General features: G+C 39.8%; 22 protein-coding genes. 5 read left to right on the top strand and 17 right to left on the bottom strand.

The annotated features are described in order from the left end of the window. Positions 1-61: 61 nt before the first annotated feature. From pruA to B155_RS0111550, 11 genes are all read right to left on the bottom strand, one after another. Entirely contained in the window at positions 62-1,693 is a 1,632-nt protein-coding gene (pruA, locus tag B155_RS0111595) for an L-glutamate gamma-semialdehyde dehydrogenase (protein WP_018128430.1), read from the bottom strand. A gap of 111 nt (positions 1,694-1,804) precedes the next feature. Then, a complete protein-coding gene (locus B155_RS13450) occupies positions 1,805-2,485 on the bottom strand; it encodes a CPBP family intramembrane glutamic endopeptidase (RefSeq protein WP_018128429.1) in 681 nt (226 codons plus the stop codon). An 81-nt stretch (positions 2,486-2,566) separates the two neighbouring features. Beyond that, entirely contained in the window at positions 2,567-4,054 is a 1,488-nt protein-coding gene (locus tag B155_RS0111585) for a cryptochrome/photolyase family protein (protein ID WP_018128428.1), read from the bottom strand. Continuing rightward, on the bottom strand, positions 4,051-4,206 hold the full coding sequence (locus tag B155_RS14105; protein WP_071594825.1) for a DUF2256 domain-containing protein: 156 nt from the start codon (positions 4,204-4,206) through the stop codon (positions 4,051-4,053). Before B155_RS14105 ends, B155_RS0111585 begins: the two co-directional genes overlap by 4 nt. A 3-nt stretch (positions 4,207-4,209) precedes the next feature. Then, on the bottom strand, positions 4,210-5,307 hold the full coding sequence (locus tag B155_RS0111580; RefSeq protein ID WP_018128427.1) for an FAD-binding domain-containing protein: 1,098 nt from the start codon (positions 5,305-5,307) through the stop codon (positions 4,210-4,212). 38 nt (positions 5,308-5,345) lie between these two features. Next, entirely contained in the window at positions 5,346-5,984 is a 639-nt protein-coding gene (locus B155_RS0111575; protein ID WP_018128426.1) for a low molecular weight phosphatase family protein, read from the bottom strand. A 1-nt stretch (position 5,985) separates the two neighbouring features. After that, positions 5,986-6,459: a DUF6428 family protein gene (locus B155_RS0111570; protein WP_018128425.1), complete on the bottom strand. Its 474-nt coding sequence runs from the start codon at positions 6,457-6,459 to the stop codon at positions 5,986-5,988. Positions 6,460-6,506: 47 nt separating this feature from the next. Next, a complete protein-coding gene (locus B155_RS0111565) occupies positions 6,507-6,842 on the bottom strand; it encodes an ArsR/SmtB family transcription factor (protein WP_018128424.1) in 336 nt (111 codons plus the stop codon). 116 nt (positions 6,843-6,958) lie between these two features. After that, a complete protein-coding gene (fabF, locus tag B155_RS0111560; RefSeq protein ID WP_018128423.1) occupies positions 6,959-8,206 on the bottom strand; it encodes a beta-ketoacyl-ACP synthase II in 1,248 nt (415 codons plus the stop codon). Positions 8,207-8,459: 253 nt separating this feature from the next. Further along, the gene (locus B155_RS0111555; RefSeq protein ID WP_018128422.1) at positions 8,460-9,938 is read right to left on the bottom strand and encodes a phytoene desaturase; all 1,479 of its coding nucleotides are present in this window, start codon (positions 9,936-9,938) and stop codon (positions 8,460-8,462) included. A 64-nt stretch (positions 9,939-10,002) separates the two neighbouring features. Beyond that, positions 10,003-10,716 carry a septal ring lytic transglycosylase RlpA family protein gene (locus B155_RS0111550; protein ID WP_018128421.1) on the bottom strand — a complete coding sequence of 238 codons (714 nt, stop codon included), beginning with the start codon at positions 10,714-10,716 and terminating at the stop codon, positions 10,003-10,005. 109 nt (positions 10,717-10,825) lie between these two features. Between B155_RS0111550 and B155_RS0111545 the strand changes: the two genes are divergently transcribed. The 3 genes from B155_RS0111545 (at position 10,826) to B155_RS0111535 (ending at position 14,498) form a co-directional block, all read left to right on the top strand. Further along, positions 10,826-11,338 carry a T9SS type A sorting domain-containing protein gene (locus B155_RS0111545; RefSeq protein WP_018128420.1) on the top strand — a complete coding sequence of 171 codons (513 nt, stop codon included), beginning with the start codon at positions 10,826-10,828 and terminating at the stop codon, positions 11,336-11,338. A gap of 9 nt (positions 11,339-11,347) precedes the next feature. Next, entirely contained in the window at positions 11,348-13,672 is a 2,325-nt protein-coding gene (locus B155_RS13695; RefSeq protein WP_018128419.1) for a tail fiber domain-containing protein, read from the top strand. Between the two features lie 238 nt (positions 13,673-13,910). Continuing rightward, entirely contained in the window at positions 13,911-14,498 is a 588-nt protein-coding gene (locus B155_RS0111535) for a rhomboid family intramembrane serine protease (protein WP_026167337.1), read from the top strand. Here the strand turns inward: B155_RS0111535 and serC are convergent, their stop codons facing one another. Together serC and B155_RS0111525 are read right to left on the bottom strand one after the other, a co-directional pair. After that, entirely contained in the window at positions 14,499-15,578 is a 1,080-nt protein-coding gene (serC, locus tag B155_RS0111530) for a 3-phosphoserine/phosphohydroxythreonine transaminase (RefSeq protein ID WP_018128417.1), read from the bottom strand. It lies immediately after the preceding gene. 36 nt (positions 15,579-15,614) lie between these two features. Then, positions 15,615-16,820 (bottom strand): DUF1015 domain-containing protein, encoded by a 1,206-nt coding sequence (locus B155_RS0111525; protein ID WP_018128416.1) that lies wholly within the window; start codon positions 16,818-16,820, stop codon positions 15,615-15,617. A 109-nt stretch (positions 16,821-16,929) separates the two neighbouring features. On the opposite strand from B155_RS0111525, the gene B155_RS0111520 reads away from it, so the two are divergent. After that, positions 16,930-17,244, top strand: coding sequence for a DUF1844 domain-containing protein (locus B155_RS0111520; protein WP_018128415.1), 315 nt, complete (start codon positions 16,930-16,932; stop codon positions 17,242-17,244). Beyond that, entirely contained in the window at positions 17,207-17,671 is a 465-nt protein-coding gene (locus tag B155_RS13435; RefSeq protein ID WP_018128414.1) for an NUDIX hydrolase, read from the top strand. The genes B155_RS0111520 and B155_RS13435 overlap by 38 nt, the downstream gene beginning before the upstream one ends. Positions 17,672-17,727: 56 nt before the next feature. Here the strand turns inward: B155_RS13435 and B155_RS0111510 are convergent, their stop codons facing one another. From B155_RS0111510 to B155_RS0111495, 4 genes are all read right to left on the bottom strand, one after another. Then, positions 17,728-18,381: an energy transducer TonB gene (locus B155_RS0111510; protein WP_018128413.1), complete on the bottom strand. Its 654-nt coding sequence runs from the start codon at positions 18,379-18,381 to the stop codon at positions 17,728-17,730. Between the two features lie 133 nt (positions 18,382-18,514). Beyond that, complete coding sequence (locus B155_RS0111505) at positions 18,515-19,153, bottom strand: energy transducer TonB (RefSeq protein WP_018128412.1); 639 nt, start codon at positions 19,151-19,153, stop codon at positions 18,515-18,517. 76 nt (positions 19,154-19,229) lie between these two features. Continuing rightward, positions 19,230-19,505, bottom strand: a complete 276-nt coding sequence (locus B155_RS13430) for a VanZ family protein (protein WP_071594824.1) — start codon at positions 19,503-19,505, stop codon at positions 19,230-19,232. Positions 19,506-19,627: 122 nt separating this feature from the next. Beyond that, complete coding sequence (locus B155_RS0111495) at positions 19,628-21,133, bottom strand: NAD(P)H-hydrate epimerase (protein ID WP_051069997.1); 1,506 nt, start codon at positions 21,131-21,133, stop codon at positions 19,628-19,630. Position 21,134: the final 1 nt, after the last annotated feature.

Genomic DNA, 21,134 nt, shown 5'->3' with positions numbered 1-21,134 from the left:
GAAAAAGGCCTCCACGTGGAGGCCTTTTTTATTTCAATAGGAAATGGAAAAGACGTAGGTATTAGTCTTCTCCTAAGAATGGATATCTATAATCGGTTGCAGGAACAAATGTTTCCTTGATCGTACGTGGAGATACCCAACGTAATAAGTTGATCATAGAACCAGCTTTATCGTTCGTACCAGAACCTCTTGCACCACCAAATGGCTGCTGACCTACAACGGCGCCTGTTGGCTTATCATTGATGTAGAAGTTACCAGCAGATTGCTCAAGGCGCTTAGTAGCTAATTCAATAGCGTAACGGTCTTGGCTAAAGATAGAACCTGTTAATGCATATGGAGAAGTTGAATCTACTAGATCTAACGTAGCTTCGAATTCATTCTCATCGTACACATAAATAGTGATTACTGGTCCAAAGATCTCTTCACACATTGTTGTGTACTTAGGATCTTTTGAAAGCAATACCGTAGGCTCAATGAAGTAACCTTTCGACTTATCGTAGTTACCACCTGCAATTACTTCAACATCATCACTGGCTTTAGCATCGTCGATGTATTTTGCAATTTTATCGAACGACTTCTCGTCAATTACGGCATTGATGAAATTGCTGAAGTCTTCAGTTCCACCCATTTTGAAGGTCTTAAGATCTTCAACTACATAATTCTTCACATCTTCCCATAGGTTGTTTGGGATGTAAGCACGAGATGCTGCAGAACACTTCTGTCCTTGGAACTCAAATGCACCTCTTGAGATAGCTGTAGCCACTTCTTTTGCTTTCGAAGATGGGTGAACCATAATGAAATCCTTACCACCTGTTTCACCAACAATACGTGGATAAGACTTATACTTATAAATGTTCTCACCGATAGTTTTCCAAATGTGCTGGAATACGCCTGTACTACCAGTGAAATGGATTCCTGCAAAATCAGGGTGAGAGAAAATGATATCGCCAGCAGTTGGGCCGTCAACATAGATTAAGTTGATAACGCCATCAGGTACACCTGCTTCACGGAATACTTCCATTAATACATTTGCAGAGTAAATCTGAGTGTATGCAGGCTTCCAAACAATAGTGTTACCCATCATAGCAGCAGAAGTAGGTAAGTTACCAGCAATGGCCGTAAAATTGAATGGAGTTAGAGCAAATACAAAGCCTTCTAATGGGCGTTGCTCTAAACGGTTCCAGATGCCTTCTGAAGATTCAGGCTGCTGAGCATAAATCTGAGTCATGTATTCAACATTGAAACGTAGGAAATCGATGATTTCACAAGCAGAATCAATCTCAGCTTGGAATGCATTTTTAGACTGACCTAGCATGGTTGCCGCATTCATTTTAGCGCGGTAAGGGCCTGCAATTAATTCAGCCGCTTTCAAAAAGATACTAGCACGGTGTTCCCAGCTCATAGCAGCCCAGTCGGCTTTGGCTTCAAGAGCAGCATCAATCGCTTGCTTTACGTGAGAAGCATCACCTTCACTAAAGTATCCTAAAATGTGCTGGTGGTCGTGTGGTGGCGACATTGGTTTTTTATTGTCGGTAGTCTCTAGCTCGCTTCCGATATACATAGGTACATCAACTTGCTTAGAGCGTGCTTCTTTTAGTGCTTCCTGTAGTTCCTTGCGTTCAGGCGAACCCGGCGCATAGCTTAAGATAGGTTCGTTTATTGCTGGAGGGACATTAAAAAATCCTGTAGCCATAGTGTTCAATGTATTTTAAATTCTAAATTTAGAGGCCAGAATATACGGCTTTGATGCCTGATTATGAAACGTAGTGCCGAGCTGTTACATCATGAAACCTATGCCATTAAATCAGAAAAACAGCTTAATTCCACCATGGTATAACGAGAACAATCCCCACGTATCAACAAGGGCGTGGGCTAGAATCATAGCATAAAGGTTTTTCCCACTTTTGTAGTACATCCCTCCAAAAACCAAAGCCGCAGCTAGAATCCCAAACATGCCACTTATACCCTGGAAATTATGCGCGGCTGCAAAGAATATAGCAGTGCTTACTACTATAATTACTCCTTTGTATTTAAACGACGCTAAATATTTCTCTAATAAAGCAAAGAGAAAACCCCTATAAAATATTTCCTCTGCAATGGCGGCGCTAAGCATAGCTTTCCACCAATAGTTTATTACAAAGGATGTATTACCCTTTAAAGCCCCGTATGCTGAGTAATCTATAGGTTCATTAAGTACCCATTGAACCAAAGGGTTTAGTAAGTTGCTGATTCCCACTACAATGATGAGCGCTGTTATAACGCCCCACTTGAATGTCTCGTAAATGGATGGAGATTTAAGTCCCAAGCTCCAAACCGTTCTTTCTCTATAATATGTGAATGCTAATATTAGTATTGCTACAATGGGCACTTTCCAAGGAAATCCAATCCATGGATATAATGCGAGAAAGCTGAATGTACACAGTGCGAGTACATCAATTAATATATTAGATGTATTCTGAGATGGTTTTTGATGTTGTACTGTCATAAGCTAGAGTCGAAAATTTAAGATGACTCTTACTTCATGGGCAGGATGTGGTTACAGAGCTATATCAGTTTTAAAAAATATTTACGAATCTAAACTTTCTAGGAAGTCTTCTGCTTTTTTGAGATGAGCATTCAAAGTCTCTTCACTCATTTTATCCAAATTACTGAGTAGCATATTTAAACGTGGATTGCCGTCAAAGAAATCTCGGTGAACATGCATAAACCGCCAAAAGAGCCCGTCCCAAACATCGTTCCAGTCGGCTTTTCCATAATCACTCATTTTCTTAATGTAATTACTGCTACTTATATAGGGTTTGGTGGCCATTAATCCGCCATCAGCAAACTGACTCATGCCATACACATTAGGAACCATCACCCAATCATAGGCATCAATGTACATTTCCATAAACCACTTATATACTTCATCGGGATCGAATTCACAGAGTAGCATAAAGTTGCCGAGCACCATCAATCGTTCAATGTGATGGTTGTATCCCGTTTTCAATACTTTTTGGATTGCATCATCGATGGGTGGGATACCTGTGCTTCCATCATAAAAAGAGGTAGGTATAGATCGCTTAAAATTCCAATAATTGGTAGTTCGCTGTTGAATACCCTTCTTTTCATAAAGACCACGAATAAATTCACGCCAGCCAATTATTTGTCGAATAATTCCTTCCAACGAATTGATACGAATATCATGCTGCTCGGCATAATCTAAGGCTTCTTGAATAACGAATTGAGGATTAAGTAATCCTACATTCATCAAAGGGCTTAGTACACTATGGTTTAGTATTCTTTTGTTAGAAAGGATGGCATCTTCGTAAGGACCAAATTCATCAAAACGGGTTTTAAAAAATTGTTGAAGCCATTCTTTAGAACTTTCAAAGTCAATCGGATAGAGCTGTATTTCAGCTAATTCCCCATAGTTATCCTCGAAGTGTCCCTCAACATACGTTCTGGCCTCTTTATAAAATAAGCTCTCATTTGGAAACTCAACCTCTGGTGGTTGTTTATCCTTGGGATATTTTTTTCGATTGTCTTCATCGAAGCTCCATTGTCCTCCCATGGGAGAGTCTTCACCTTCTAATAAAATGCCCTTTTTCTTGCGTTCATCTTTATAGAAAGAGGAATGGAAAAACTTCTTGTTCTTACCACCGAACCAGTCTTTTAAATCTTCTCGGCTATTAAGGAATAACGGGCTCTCTGATTCTTGTAATTCAATATCAAACTCCTTAGCCGTTTCTTTGATCCGCTTCGATAAATAGTAGTCAGTAGGATCTATATAGTGTATAGTTTCAACACCCCGCTCTTTCGCTAGATGCATGATCAGTTTTCTTATATCGGATAACTCATCGGTGGCTTCTATATAGTGCGTTTCTTTTCCCTGATCCGCTAAGTATGATTCATAGAACTTCATGGAAGCCCTATGAAAGGCAATTTTCTGTTTATGAAACTTATACTGATTAAAAAAGAGGTCCTCTTCAATAAGAAAGAAGGAGGCATCTACTTCAAATAATGGAGATTCTTCAAAAAGTTGATGGGGGAATATTAGTACAATGGTGGTCATGAAGTAGCTTTTGTTAAGGCCTTTTGTTTATTTCGGCGACATCGTTCGCTGCAATACTTCACATCATCCCACACGCGTTCCCATTTTTTGCGCCAAGTAAATGGGCGACTACAAATCGGACATATTTTCTGCGGGAGATGTTCTTTTTTCAAAGCCTATGCCTCCAATTGTTTAAGCTCTTTTTTAGCCAAATTCCAAAACTTGAAAAATGAAGGATAGTATCCTTTTACATCAAACATCCAATCACGAGTATCTTCATGACCTTCAAAGTGAGAATTGGTGGGATGTTCTTTGTAGTATATTTCATTGGGTGAATAGCTAGCTATGAAATCATCAAACTCACCTACAAAAACCTGAAGTCCGGGGATATTTTCACCTAGCTTTAAAGTAAAATCAATGCATGATTTCGACACTGGGAACTGTTTAAATAAGGACGGTTCTAAGATTAATATTCGATTAGCATCGGCATCTTCTCGCCACTTTGGATCTAAGTTATAATAGGAATATAGCAGTGTGGGAACTTCGGTATTAAGTGCTAATGTATCGCTAGTAGGTAAGGGCGTTTCTTTATGAAACGAGACAGTAGAAATTAGGCGTTCAGGAATGTCGAAGTCGTTAAATGCTTCATAGGGCACATCTAAAAAAGTGCCTGATTGATGCGTATTACAATATTTGTTGATGTTCTCTTGGTTCGCAAAATACTTCTTATTGCTGTTAGAGCCAGCAACCCATTGCCAGCTCAATGAATTACTTGCTAAATCACCGTCCAACAAATGATAGTACATCCATTGTGAAGGCGCCCACCAATGAGCTTTGCCAATGTTGCAAGCAATAGAAGCTATATACATTCTTACATGATTGTGTAGATAGCCTGTTTGGTAGAATTCCTCAATGGCTGTATCAATAGCTTCGATTCCTGTATTGGCATTAATCAAAGCAGAGGGAACATCATGATGCTGAACTTGAGGCTGAGGATGGCGAAGGTCTTCAAAGATTTGCGCGCCCTTTGATAACCAAATGAGTTGCCAGTAATCTCTCCAAGCAAGTTCCTGCAAAAACTTTTGGATCTCACTGGTTTGGAAGCCACGTTCTAGAGTGATTTCCATTACTTGTCGTGTAGAAATAACTCCTCTGGAAATATAGGGGGACAGGTAGCTAACGTCCCCATCTATATAGTTTCTAGTTTTGCCGTAGCTAATAGGGTCTACGGTTTCAATTCGTTTAACAATATCAGTGTATGTAGTCGGAAACATGACATCACAACACCAATCAAAACGAGTTCAGTTCCGGGCTATTTGCTTAATCGTGCAGAAGCTTGTCGGAATACATAAAACATTTCAGATGCAATTTGAAGCGATCGCGCATCATACATGGTCGCCTCAAGCTTTGTGCCATCGTATTCCTTTGGGTCGTCGTAACGAATAGGTAAACGAACATCGGCCCCTGGAATAAATGGACAGTTTTCATCTGCGTGTGAGCATGTCATTACTGCAGCAAATCCTTTCGAAGGATTATCAGTATCGTCATATAGCTTTGAGAAGGCCTGAATAGTAGGACATTCTTCACCGAAAGAGATTTCATATCGTGGATTTTCTGATCCAGATTGTGAAATACTAAATCCTGCACGTTCTAAACTAGCAACGGCTCGGTCGTTGAATGCAGTAACTTCTACACCGCCAGAATAGCAATACGCTGGTACCTGAAAGTAATAGGAAGCTACCTGAGCCCATACTTGCGATAATTGAGATCGTCTCGAATTATGAGTACAAATAAAGTTAATATGTACTTCATCTTGAGCTCCAACTTTATCTACCACATACTGAACTAAATTGTCTAGAGCCGCCACTCGCTCTTCTAATAGAGCCTCTGACGTCGCTAGTTTAATCCAGGCTTTAACTTCCTTATTTATAGCGTCTACGTATTTTTTCATCCTAGCAACAACCTGAACCTGGAGCACATGCTGAGGCTGACGGAGATCCTAAATCTTGTAATTGTAACTTCGGCTTTGATTCAGGAATACCACAATTGTCCTTAGCTAAACAATCGGTATGCTTGTTCGTTAATTGGAAGTTCTTTCCATCAAATTCTAAACCATATTTGCCAATCGTATCGCCCTGGTACTCAACTTCAATATCCAAATCTTCTAAACCAAGAGTCTTTTCAGACAACTCGATAATATGCAATAACTTCTCTGGGTGAATACGGTGATCATAATCATCTGCGCTCCATAGTTGGAAGTTCACCACTTTTTCAGTTCTGATAGTTCCACCACAATCGATGAAATGCTTGGTTACCATTCCTACTTCAGTAACATGAAAGTGTCGAGGAACTAATTCACCATTAGGTAACTCAAAGGCAAATTCTTCCAGTTCGATGAGTGCTAGTTTTACTTCAGATAGTTTCATAATTGTTTGTTTTATCGCAATAATGCGATGATTTAAAATAAAATTTTTTAACAGCAGGATTTACTTTCAGGAGATTCAAATTTCCCAAATAACTCATTAAAAGAGTCGCTCACTTCTTTCCAAACAACAGGGTTGATACAATAACTAACAGATACACCCTCGATAGTTCCTTGTATTAAACCAATATCTTTAAGAGCTCTTAAATGCTGACTGATAGTAGCTTGTGCTAAGCCAAGTTCTTGAACCAAATCGCCATTTATACAAGCATTGGCATTCAATAAATAATGAATGATTGCAATGCGAGCCGGATGTGAAAACGCTTTGGCTATTAAAGCCAATCGGTTTTGTTCTTCCGTAAATAAATCAGTTTTGGTAACGCCCATGATAGAATTTTTAATTCATCGTAATATTACAATGATAAGAATTGATAAGCAACAGCTAAAAAAATAAAATGAGCAAGCGGGGTTCACTTGCTCATCCTTAAAAGTAATGTAGTGGCTTATATTTTTTTGAAAGCACTAATCGCATTATGGCCACCAAAACCAAAGGTATTGCTGATGGCAACATTCACAGGTTGCTTACGGGCTTCACCAGTAACGATATCTAATCCTTTTGGGATATTCTCATCGATATCAGTGGTGTTGATGGTAGGAGGGATAATGCCTTCTTGAATCGCTTTGATCGACAGAATAGCTTCAACGGCACCTGCAGCACCTAATAAGTGTCCAGTCATGGATTTTGAAGCACTAATTCTAAGTTTCTCAGGCGAGTCGCCAAATACCTTAGTAATGGCATTGATTTCACTTAAATCACCCACTGGTGTAGAGGTAGCATGTGTATTCACATAGTCTACATCACTCGGGTCGATACCTGCTTCTTGAAGGGCGAACTCCATTGCTTTTGCCGCACCAAGGCCTTCAGGATGGGTAGCCGAGATATGGTAAGCATCAGAAGTCATCGCTGCACCTACAACCTCAGCATAAATTTTTGCACCACGCTTTTTTGCATGCTCGTATTCTTCTAAGATGAGAGCGCCTGATCCTTCACCAATTACAAAACCATCACGATTTGAATCAAATGGACGAGAAGCTTCTTCTGGAGCATCGTTAAGCGTACTCATTGCACGCATGGCATTAAAACCAGCAATACAAGCACTAGTGATAGGTGCTTCTGAACCACCCGTAATGAATGCTTTTGCCTTACCCATTCGGATATAGTTAAAGGCATCCATTATTGCAGAGTTAGAGGTAGCACAGGCTGAAATAGCGGTATAGTTAATACCCATCAAACCAAATTTGATAGAAATCATACCGGAGGCCATATTACCAATCATCTTTGGTACAAAGAAAGGATTGAATCTTGGTACAGGTCCATTCAAGGCATAATTCTTTACTTCTTCTTCAAAAGTGTACATCCCACCTTGGCCTGAACCCCAAATAACACCTATATCAAATGGCGACATAGAACTGATATCAAGCCCACTATCATCAACGGCTTCACTTGCCGCATACAAAGCATACTGAGTATAGGGGTCGGTTCTTTTAATCTCGTTGCGATCTAAATATTTCTTAGGGTCAAAGTCTTTTAACTCGCAGGCAAACTTAGTTTTGAAATGTTCGGGGTCAAATTTAGTGATTGGAACAGCTCCACTTTTACCAGCTACAGCATTTTCCCAGAATTCATTTACCGAATTGCCTAATGGTGTTAAGGCTCCTAAACCAGTTACTACTACTCGTGTGTCTTTCATGATTTTGTTTTTGCGGGTGTTTTGATCAAGGTGTATTACTCCACACTCTTGATAATGTTTCTCCTAATGAACGTTAAAATAGATGCTTCTCTATTCATGCTTAAGTATTAATTACTTCAATAAATAGTAAATAATGAACAACTACCTATGGTTCCAAGCAACAATTTAACGGCTAAAAGATACTCACTAGTTGATTAGCCTACAATTTTTGTGAACGGCAGATACTCGAACTAGAGTGCTTTTTAAGTTTTTGTTAAGCTTTGCCTATTAAGTCTTGTGCTATAATTGAAGATGATAATACCCCAGGTAAACCAGCACCGGGATGAGTACCAGCTCCTACAAAATATAGCCCTTCCACATCTTCGGATTTATTATGAGGACGGAACCATGCTGACTGAGTAAGTATAGGTTCAACAGAAAAGGCAGATCCTTTAAAACTGTTTAACTCATTCTGAAAGTGAAGAGGATCGATGTAGTGCTCCGCTACAATATTTTCTTGAAGATCTGGTAGGTAGTTATCTTCTAAAAACTGCATAATTGCATCACGATATTTAGGAGCGAATTCTTCCCAGTCTGTCCCACTGTCTAAATGCGGAACGGGCGACAATACATAAAACCCTTCATGCCCTTCAGGAGCAATAGAAGAATCTGTAATGGTGGGCATGTGGAGGTATAAAGAGAAGTCGTCAGCTACGTGCTTCTTGTGGAAGATATCATCCAGCAACCCTTTGTATCGCTTACCCAGGATAATATTGTGATGAGCTAAGCCAGAATCTAAATATCGTTTTTTGGTACCGAAATAGATCACAAATAGCGACATACTGTACTTCGTGCGTTCAATCTTCTTATCGGTATATTTTTTACGATGAGTCGGATCGATCAAGTTTTTGTAGGTGAAGGCTACATCCGCATTCGAAACAACTAAATCAGCAGTTAGTACTTCTCCATCTTGAAGTCTGACTCCCGTTGCTTTTCCATTTTCAATCAGTATTTCATCTACTTCAGTGTTTAGCCTAAAGGTTCCTCCTTGCTCAGTAATCAGTTTCTCAAAAGCTTCAACAATTGCACCAGTTCCACCAAGAGCGTAGTGAACCCCCCATTCTCTTTCCAGATAATGTATCATGGCATAGATTGAAGTTGTGTCGAACGGATTGCCACCTACAAGTAGTGGATGGAAGGAAAAACATTGTCTCAGAAAATCATCTTTGATGAATTGAGCAACATATTTATACACCGTTTTATAAGATTGTAGCTTAATGAGATCGGGTGCTACTTTCAGCATATCACTGAATTTCAAAAAGGGTTGATCGGCTAAGTCTACAAAGCCTTTGTCAAAAATCGCTTTGGTTGTGCCTAAGAATTTCTCGTAGCCATCAACATCTCCAGGGCTGCGTTTCTTGATTTCATTGATGGTGAATTCATGATCATTGTTGTAATCGAACTTATTGCCCTCATGATCAAAAATTCGATAGAATGGATCACATGGCACAAAGGTGACATAATTTTCTCTTTTTTTGCCAGCAGCTTCCCAAATATCATCAAACATGAATGGAGCTGTTATAACGGTAGGCCCGCCATCGAATTTAAACCCGTTTTTTTCGTAAACATAAGCTCGTCCACCTAACTTGTCTCTCTTTTCAAGAACGGTAACATTATGGCCCGCAGATAATAATCGAGATGCTGCACCAAGTCCGCCAAAACCGCTACCAATTACAATAATATTCTTTTTCATAGTGATGCTTAGGTTCAGAAATTTGTGTGATAACCTAAATTAATTCCGTATCAATCCCGAAAACTCAATCATTTTCTATTTGTTTCACAAATCCTTTCACACCCTTTCGTTGTAATTGCTTTAAATCCTTTTTTGCTTTTTCTGGGTCAGTATAAGTGCCATAATACACTCGGAAAATGGTAGCTCCATTCAGTGTAATTTGTTCAACACGGCTACCTTTAACTTCGCTAGATCGCTTTTCAGCAGAGGCCAAGTCATTGTATGAACCTAGCTGAACGGTGTAGTGGGCCACTTTTAAGTCTCTAACTCGGGAGTTTTTTAAGTCACCCTTCACAAGGTATAGTTTTACGTTCGCGGTTCCTGGGCCAATCATATCAATTTCGGTTGCGGCGCCCTTGGATAAATCAATAATTCGATCTTTAGCAAAGGGGCCTCGGTCGTTTATTCGAACTCGAACCGTTTTACCGTTATCAACATTTTCTACAATTACTTCTGTGTTGAATGGCAATGTTCGATGAGCCGCTGAGATGCCATTCATGTCAAAAGTCTCGCCATTTGCCGTCAATCGCCCGTTGAAGTTTGGTCCATACCAGCTAGCAACTCCAGTTTCAATTAAACTGCCTTTTTTCGTGGGCAAGTTAGAGGTGTCGGTATAGAAATCATCTTCGTCTACGGTCTCCGTTTTATCAGAATCACTACTGGATCTTAAAACAACTCCACAGGCAGTAATTGTGGATAGTAATAGTAGAGCGAGCAGGAAGTAAAAAGTTCTTTGCATAAGATGATGTTTGATATTCCGAATAGATGAAATTAGATAAAAACCACCGAATCGGGTAGTGCATAAGTAGATTGATTGGATTAGAATGAACTCAAATAAACCAATCCTTATGACACGAAAGATACTTTATTTAACCATTGTTGGTACTGTGTTTTTAACAGGGGAGTTGATTGCCCAAGTTGGTGCAATTCTTCCAACTTCTGGTTTTGTAGGAAATAGTAAAATCTCACTCGTTTTTTCTGCGGGAGAAACAGTGGTAGGCGATTTTAGTGGCTCATCCATGAGTTTAACTGGTACTCCTGTTGTTGATGTAACAGTGGTGCCCACTTCAACTACCGAAGAGTTAGGGCTTCCAAAATCTATTTCACTCAATCAAAACTATCCCAACCCATTTAACCCAGCTACAATCATTCCATTCGAACTCGATAAAAGTTCGGATGTACAATTAGAAATCTTCAATACCATCGGTATGAAGGTGCTTACTCTAATAGATGGGAGACGAAACGCTGGTTACCATACCGTAAAATTTGATGCTCGCAATCTCGCGAGTGGCATGTATTTCTACCGTTTGATAGCAAATGGACGACTAATATCCACACGAAAAATGATGCTAATTAAATAAACCGCTACTATGAAACTTCTATTAAAAAAATTAACCATAAGCATCGCATTTGTTCTATTAGGTGCGATTTCTGTTTACGCTCAGGTGCCTCAAGGCTTCAACTTTCAAGCAGTAGCAAGAGATGCATCCGGGCAATTACTAGTTGAGCAAAATCTAGGTGTTAAAGTTAGCATCTTAAAAGGCTCAGAAACTGGCACGGTTGCCTATTCCGAAACCCACGCTGTAACTACAGATGCGATGGGTTTAATAAAAATCATTATCGGTGAAGGTACGGCTGAAGCAGATGCCTTTAACACCGTGAACTGGGGTAATGATAATTACTTCGTGAAATTAGCGGTGGATGTAACCGGGGGTACTGAATATGAAGACCTAGGGGTTACGCGACTTCTTTCTGTTCCTTATGCGCTGGTAGCTGAAAATGTATTAAACAGTACTGGTGGTTCCATGGGACTGAATATTGATATAGATACAGCCAACCCAGATACATCGTTTATTGTGAACTTAACTGGAAATGAAGGGCCTGAAGATGTAGCAAAAGCTATGCAGGTATTCGGTAATTCTTCAGGTAAAAACAGGGTGTTTGTAGCTGAGGCAAAAGAGCCAGAAACAAGTACGGCTTCACAATATGCAATTATTGGAGACGCTGGTGGGCCAGGAACGGGGGCTCACATAGGTATTCTTGCTTCGGCAGTTAATCACACAGCTACCGGTGGTACTCGCTACGGACTTTATGGACAAGCAAGTTCTAAAGCACAAACGAACCTGGGTGTATTCGGAATTGGATTAGGTGAAGGTTCTGGAGATATAGTATTGCCTGGTGAAGAGGTTCCAGGAGAAATACCAGGGAGTTATACTATTGGTGTAGAAGGATGGGCAAAGAATAACTTAAATGGAAATATTGGAGTACGTGGTTATACTTATGGTGCGAGTGGTGCACGTGTAAATATTGGTGTTGGCGCTGAAGCTGCAACAACGGCTAGTGGAACAAACATAGGTGTAGAAGCATTTTCTCGTGGTTCTTCAAGTGAAAACTGGGCATTTAATGGTATTGCCGATGGCTCATCGAAAAATAAGGGTATGATACTTCATGCACATGGCGGCACTTCGAATATCGGTATGGAAGTAAATGCTGATACAGCTGCTATTTTTAATGGGGATGTTCTGATAAACGGTAATTTCATTCACAATGGTTCTGCATCTGGAGGCGGTAGTTCTTCAGTCGATTCTCTAATTGTTGAAACGGATGCCATTGTTGGTAGAAGCTCCCGTCTATATTCAGGCTTTTTATCTCTTAAAGGAGAAAATGGGTCTTCCGCATCATTATCGAGAACTGCATTACAGTTTGGTGGCACGGATACTCAAGGTTCTGGATTTGTTTACGATTGGATTCAAAGAGGAAGTATGCAAGTAGCCGATTCAGCTTATGTGAATGGCGGTCGCAGTTCTGGTATGGGTGGCGGATACTTTTACATGGATGTAAATGATAATGGGAATTTCTATGTGCCTCTCGACTTTGGAATTCAAAACGTTGCCGAAGGAGGCCGTTCATGGTTTGAGATGAGTTCTTATGCTCGCGAGCAAGCAGGCTTAGGTGCTCTATTCAGTATAAACATTAGTAACGACCCTGGTGGTACAGATCCAAATGGCGAATCCTCTCAAGTTACATTAAATGGTGATGTAAGTCCGAACTTCCAGTTTGGTGGACAATCATGGAATAATAACGATCTAGCCTTTATGAACATCTATGGTAGTACCGCAGATGGAAACGGTTGGTATTATTCAAATATGGATCTGAATGTTGGTGCAGATGGTACTCATGAGTGGGGAGGTATCTCCATTAAAAAGACGCATGTGGTTAATCAAACCGTTGAGGAGACAATCAATTTGGACGGCGCCAGTGGTAACATAAATATCTCGGGTACGCTTACTCAGTCTTCCGATGAGCGTCTTAAAAAAGACATCAAAACCATTGATGGAGCCCTAGATAAGACCTTAGATCTGCGTGGAGTTTCTTATACCTGGAAGGATGATGCTGAAAATGAAAACCCTCAAATTGGTGTGATTGCACAAGAATTAGAAGAGATTTTCCCAGAACTAGTTCGTACTGATGAAAACGGTATGAAATCGGTAAACTATGCTCAAATGACGGCAATCCTCATTGAAGCAGTAAAAGAACTTAATACACTAGTTGAAGATTTGAAATCTGAAAACAAAGTGCTTACAGCAAAAGTTGAGAAACAAGACCAGCTAGAGCAAAGAATAGCTCAAATAGAGAAAATTCTTAGTGGCTCAACCGTAAGCAAAACACAAAAGAACATTATATCTGATAAGTAGAAACAAAGAGGTTCTTATTGAAAAAGCTAAACTGTAGAGGGAAATGGTTTAGCTGAAATAAAAGATTAATCTGATATAGCCTAAAATTGAATCGGCTTAATCTTAAAATGAGTACCTTAGTCTTTGTTAGATTTAATATCGAACCTCGTTTCATAGTAGAAACGAGGTTTTTTTTGGAACGCACTTTATACCCTCGAGTATGAGTGGGTATCGATTTACCATTCAATAATTTTTTGCAGTGACTTTAATTATCATAGCTATTACAGCCATCATTTCTCTCCTTGGACTATTCTATTATCCTAAAATCATAGATGTATGTATCATGATTCCCTATAGAACGGTTAGGCAGAAAAGTTGGTATGAAATGATTACCTCAGGCTTCGTTCACGCGAACATTACTCATCTCTTGTTCAATATGATTACCCTGTTCTTTTTTGGGCCGATATTGGAGCAGGTTATAGGTCCCGTTTCTTTTCTCACTTTATATTTTAGTGGTCTGATATTTTCGAGTTTACCGTCAATTTATCGCCATAAGGATAATCAACAATATGCCACATTAGGAGCATCAGGGGCTGTAGAAGCGGTATTGTTCGGTTTTATTGTACTCTTCCCGTTTGAAAGCTTATACCTGTTTTTGATCCCTGTACCTATCCCTGCAATACTTTTTGGAGTACTCTTTATCGGCTATAGCATTTACGCTAGTAAGCAAGAGGGAAAGATTAACCATGAAGCCCACATAGCCGGAGCGCTCTGGGGCATCATTTATATGTTACTTTTTGTACCGAATACCGTTGATCATGTGTTAACACTACTCGGTATAATCTAACTAAGAGTTTTTTGCCTTAAAGCTTTCCATAAAGGTGGTGAGCGCCTGTACACTTTCTAAAGTGCAGGCATTGTAAATGCTTGCACGAATTCCACCAACACTTCTGTGTCCTTTAAGCGCAACGAGGTCAGCTTGTTCTGCTTCTGCTAAAAACTGAGCTTCCAATTCCTCTGATGGGAGTCGGAATGTAACATTCATTTTAGATCGCGATGCAACTTCAGCTGTGCCACGATAGAAATCATCCGCATCTATGGTTGAGTAAAGCAACTCTGCTTTTTGGGTATTCAATTTCTCGAAATAGCTAAGCCCTCCTTTTTCTTCTACCCACTTCAATACCAAATTAACAAGATATATTGTAAAGGTAGGAGGAGTGTGAAATAGCTTTTCAGTATGTGTGCGATAATCTAGGATAGTTGGAATGTCACTCTTGTTTTGCTTGGCCAAGAATTCCTTTCTAATAATTACTACAGCAACTCCTGAGGGTCCTAAGTTTTTTTGAGCGCCTGCATAAATAAGTCCGTACTTATTTATATCAATGGGTCGAGATAAGAAATCAGAGCTAGCATCACACACTAATGGTACTCCATTGGTATTGGGTTCAGTTGCAAACTGAGTTCCAAAAATGGTGTTGTTAGAAGTGAAATGAACAAACTTAGCATCCTCACTTAAAGATAATTCCGAATCAGTGGGCACTCTATTGAAGTTGCTTCCTTTGCTGCTGAACGCCTCATTTATTTTACCAAATCGTTGCGCTTCTTTAATCGCCTTCGTCGACCATGCCCCCGTGTTGATATAATCCGCAATCTCATCAGGGCTTAAAAAATTCATAGCCACTTGCATAAATTGTAGGCTGGCTCCGCCCTGTAGAAATACTACATGAAAGTCATCGCCAAGTCCTAGTATTCGTTTTAAACGATCTTGAGCTTGTTCATTAACTTCAGTGTAATATTTACCCCGATGGCTCATTTCCATGATGGATGTCCCTGAACCTTGGTAGTCTAGTAACTCAGATTGAGCTTGTTTTAATACTTCGGTGGGTAATGCTGCTGGTCCGGCGCTAAAGTTATGAACACGTTTCATATAGGTAGTTTTGCGAGTGAATTAAATGGATTGGAATTAAAAAGTATGCACTAAAAATCCAGATCGAAGCTTGGGTTCAAACCATGTCGACTTTGGGGGCATAAGTAAGCCTGCATCGGATACATCGATGAGTTCCTGAATATTGGTCGGATACATGCTTATAGCCATGTCTGCTTTGCCCGATTGAACAAGCATCTCTAGTTCTTCAGTACCACGGATTCCGCCAACAAAGAATAAATTTTTATCGGTTCGTTGATCCGAAATTCCGAGTAATGGCTCTAATAAAAACTCTTGAAGTCGTGCTACATCTAAAGTAGAGGCAACATCGGTTTTGGTGCTTTCAGGAAGCTGGATTTGGTACCAACTGTCTTCCAAGTAAACACAGATCTCACCTTTTTTAGTAGGCTCTGCATTATCAGTAGGTGTTAATTCGAATGATTTACTAAGCTTCTCTTTGAATGAAGGAGGTATAGAATAAACGATCCTATTATAAGACAGTATTTCCATCTGCTGCATTGGTATGACTACCGCAGGGAAATAATTATAAGCTTCATCGCCTGAATGCTTCGGATTTTGCTGAGCCATAAGTGCTGCTGCTCTTGAGGCACTTGCACAACGATGATGCCCATCAGCAATGTAAAGGTTTGGGATTTGATCGAAGGCATTAATAAAAGGCTCAGTATTATCTACTCGCCAAATGTAGTGCTCTACATCTCCCGCTGTTACATCATATAATGGTGTACTTGATGTTTCAGCTTCCATAAGCTCTGCGATGCTCTGTGTATCATCAAATGTGATCATTACAGGTTCTGCGTGAGCTTGCTGCGTTATGATATGCTTAGTGCGATCGTCTTCTTTATCTGGTCGCGTTAACTCGTGCTTTAAAATTACTTCATCATTGTAGTCTTGAACACTCACACATCCAAAAATGCCTGACTGCGAACGGCCTTTCCACACTAATTTATAAACATATAGGGCTTCGGCTGCTTCTTGCTCAAATACATCAGACTGTAAGAGCGCTTCTAAATTCTTCTTGCCCATTTCATATACGGCAGAGTCGTGGATGTAAGTATCCTCTGGAAGGTCAATCTCTGGACGTATTACATGTAGAAAGCTATGAGGGAGTCCTTGAGCCATTTCACGGGCTTCATCGGTATTGATTACATCATAAGGAACACTTATAACTTGTGATGCTTTTTCAGCTTTAGGTCGCCATGCTTTGAAAGGCTTAATTGTTGCCATCGTAGAAAAAAGTTTTAAAATTTATACTCATCGAAAGTATATAAAAATGGGCGTTATTTACATAAAAACCCGTTAAATTTGGGCCAAATTAAATCGGAGAAATTCACACATGAATATTGATAGTTTAAACCCAGAACAACAAGATCAAATCCTACTCATGATGTTGATTCAACAACATCAACAAATAGCGATGATGGGAATGGGGAAACTTAAGAGCCCAGCTACCGACGCTATTGAGAGAGATCTAGCGCAAGCAAAGTATGCCATCGATACATTAAACATGATCGAGAAGTATACTAAAGGAAATTTACCAGATGAGCTAAGAACATATTTAGATCAGACGCTTACTAACCTTCGATTAAATTACGCTGACGAAGCAAAGAAGGATGAGTCGAATAAAGAGGAAAACTCTGAAGAGAATTAAAGAAATACAGGCTGGGGGTGGGGTTGTATTTAAATACATAGATACACCCACTCCTTATGTTCTGCTCATTAAACGAAATGGGATATGGGATATCCCGAAAGGCAAACTCGAGAAAGGAGAAGACCTCGAGGAATGTGCCATCCGTGAAGTAGCGGAAGAAGTAAATGCTGATCTTCCTCAATCACTTGCCCACCTGATTAATACCCAGCATACCTACCGTGAAAAAGGACGCGAAATCCTGAAAACAACGTATTGGTATGTGATGAGGTTCAACTCTGAACAACACTTTACTCCACAACAAGAAGAAGGAATTGAAGAAGTAGCTTGGACTTCTTTAGATAAAGCGAAAGCAATGGTAGGGTACCAAAATCTTAAAGAGGTATTGGTAGCTTTCGAAGACTGGTTGGAACAAAACCCAAACTTATAGACATAAAAAAAGGCATGTGTAAAAACACACGCCTTTAAAATTGTAATGTACAGATATTAGTTTGTGAGCTTAAATAAGATCGGTAAACTCATCTGTACCTGAACTGGACGTCCACGCTGACTTCCAGGCTTGAACTTAGATTGCTTTACAACTCTAAGTGCCTCTTCGTCGCAACCGCCGCCAATACCACGTACTACACGAGGATTAACAACTTCACCTTTTTCGTTCACTACGAACTGTACTGTAACACGGCCTTCGATACCAGCACGAATTGCAGCAGGTGGATATTTCACACGACCTTGAAGTTTCGCCATGCCGCCAATTAGTTCAGGCATGTTCTCCACAATGATAAATACTTCTTCCTCTTCTTCTTCAGCAGGTGGTGGAGGCGGTGGTAAATCAAGTGGTCCATCAACATCAAATTCTGCGATATCGATGATCTCATCTTCAATTACCTCATCATTGGGAACTTCAACCGGGACCGGTGGACGAGGTGGTGGTGGTGGAGTTTCAACTTGTTTTGTTTGAATCGCTTCCTCCATTACCACTTCTTCCTGCTCTTCAATGGGTGGTGGCTCAGGTGGAGGACTGTAAAGATTGATTTTTACAGCAGCAATCATAAAACCTAAAGCGATAATCATACCTACTTCGAGGTAGACATTGTATGACCGCTTTAGGTCTACTTTAGCGTCTTTTCTTCTGTTAATCATTGTATAATAATTTCTGTCAAACTTGAATCTGAAAGTAACTGATAATTCACTTCGGCTGCAAGTGATTTTTCAGGAATTTTAGTTAAAAAACGTATCTATGCATTAAATATTTTGCCTAAGAATAGTAAATCTATCATTCTAGTGTAAATTTTACGGCTTGAGTCATTTTAACTTTTACAAATTTTCCATTCTGGATGCCCGGCTTAAAACGAATTAATTGAAGTACACGAAGTACTTCTTCATCTAAGCCATGTCCTAGCCCTCTAATAATTTGAGGCTTTGTAACCCTCCCTTGTTCATCAACAATGAACTGAACTATAACTCTTCCTTCAATTCCAGCTCTTTGTGCATGTTTAGGGTACTTAATCTTGGAATAGAGCTCTTGCTGCCCACCCTTTATTTCAGGCATAATGGGTAAGAACAAGACAAAATCATCTTCTTCTACTTCTTCATCAGGGGGAAGCATTGGTAGAGCAGATGGATCATCAAAATCTGGGAATTCTAAAATCGGATCCTCGATGATTTCGTCAGTGGGCGCTTCAACGAAAAGCATCGGCTTTAAAGGTTTCACTTGATTTTTCTGAACAGTAATAGGGACATCAATTACTATTGCATCGTCTGGAGTGGTAGCTTTTAAATCAGTATTGGGTGCATTCGATGGGAGTTCAATTTTAAAAGCAGCGATACAGATGAGCAGCGAGCAAATAATGCCGAACTCTTTTAGTATAAAATGATATCGATGTAAATCGCAGGAAGGTAGCTTGGGTTTCATAGCATGGAACTGATTATGAGTTACTTACAATTAACTCAGATCAACTCATCACGCCTATCACATATTAATGTGGTGCCTAATCTTCATCAAAAAAGGATTTAAAAACGAAGTGAAGAGCAATAATTGCGAATGCTGATCCTAACATATCGGCAACAAAATCCATGAGTTCTGGGCTTCGATTGGTGGGAACTAGAAATTGAAGTACTTCTATCAATAAACCATAAAAAGAGCCTAATACGAATACTACACGTAGGTTAGGTTTCCGATTTTTTTTTAGCGCTCGTACAACGCCAAAGAGAAATGTCCATGCCCCAAACATAAGGAAGTGACCCAATTTATCGTACTTCCACAAATTGAGTTTGAATGTGCTCGCTGTTGGATATAAGGTCCCAAATAAGATGACTACTGTTACTAAGACAAATAGTATAGCGGGTAAGCTTTTATATTTCGAAAAGAGATTCTTGATGATATGAATTAAATAAGGTGCTCGGGGTCAATTTGATTTGGGGATGTATATTCAAGTGCTTCTTCCGACTTATATTTTCCGTCTAATAGTGCAAGAAAACAAGCCATATTTGGGTGGTTTGTTTTTAGAAAATAAGCACTCACTTTGCCTGCTAATACATCTCCAAAACCCGCTCTAGAAAAAATGCGTGTTTCATAAGTTGTTAAATATGCATCGCCATCAGATGTTCCCACAATACCCGGGTAACCTTTAGATAGTATGGTCAATTGTTCAGATTTGGCTTTACTTGAAACCTGAATTAGGCGGTCAAAGTCATTTGAAATATCAGAGGCTAGTAAGGTAGATAATTCACCGGGATGAGGGGTTAATATCCAATTACTATTCGTAGGCTTTGGCCATTCATCCATTTTACTCAACGCAAAAAGTGCATCCGCATCAAGTACTACATTGCATGTTAATTGTGCGAGTACACCTTGTATGAATGCAATGGTAGATTTAGATCTTCCCAAGCCTGGACCTATAAGTACCGTTCCTTTTTTTTCTTTAATAAGGTCGAGTACCGATTGCACGTGAGCTTCAGTAAAGCTTTTATCAGAAGTTTGACCAATAGGCTTTTTTATAATCTTGATGAGGTTCTTTTCATATATATCCAACAATCCGTGTGGTGTTATGAGTACAACTCCACCTAATCCCGCTTCCCACGCACTTCGGCATGCTAATATAGCCGCACCCGTTAATCCTTCACTTCCGGCGATAACATATAATAAGCCATCAGCATATTTATGATTACGAAGCGCACTATTTTCGTGATGTTCAAGAACCCAGTCTTCGTCAATTAATGCGGCAGCTTTTTCTCTATAGTTGTTCGGGATTGGTAAATCACATAGAATGACTTTCCCACTATATTCAATGCCATCATTTAAATAAAAACCTGCTTTTTGAGCCCCAAAAGTAAGGGTGTAATCGGTTTTGATAGAGCTGCCTAATATTTGTCCACGACTTGAATCTAATCCCGATGGAACATCTAAGGCATAAACTTCAGCAGTTGAGTTATTGATTTGCTGAATTACTTCTTTGTATGGCGAACGGACCTCATTTTTTAACCCAGTCCCCAACATTGCATCTATAATGATGTCGTAGTTGTCGAGATCAGGTAATTCAGCTAGTAAAGTGAGTTTATCGGCTTTTAACTTTTGTACTAACTCGAAATTCTTTTGGGTATCTGTAGATAGTTTTTCTGTGCCGTCACAAAAATAAAGATGTACAGTGTAGTTTTTTTGTAGTAGAAGTCGAGCTACAACAAGCCCATCACCTGCATTATTGCCCTTACCACATACTATTAATACAGAATCGTTGGGTGTGCTTCGGCTTTGAATGAAATCGGCAGCACGTGTACCAGCCAGTTCCATCAAGGTGAAACTAGGGATGCCAAATTCCTCAATAGTACGCGAATCCATATTTCTGCATTGTTCTGCAGAGCAAAGGTGGTAGCTATGAGGAACTTGGAGTTCCATA

The organism is Balneola vulgaris DSM 17893, assembly GCF_000375465.1.
Classification (GTDB): Bacteria; Bacteroidota; Rhodothermia; order Balneolales; family Balneolaceae; genus Balneola; species Balneola vulgaris.
The sequence above is the reverse complement of the archived record's forward strand: the minus strand, read 5'-3'. Positions and strand labels throughout refer to the sequence as shown.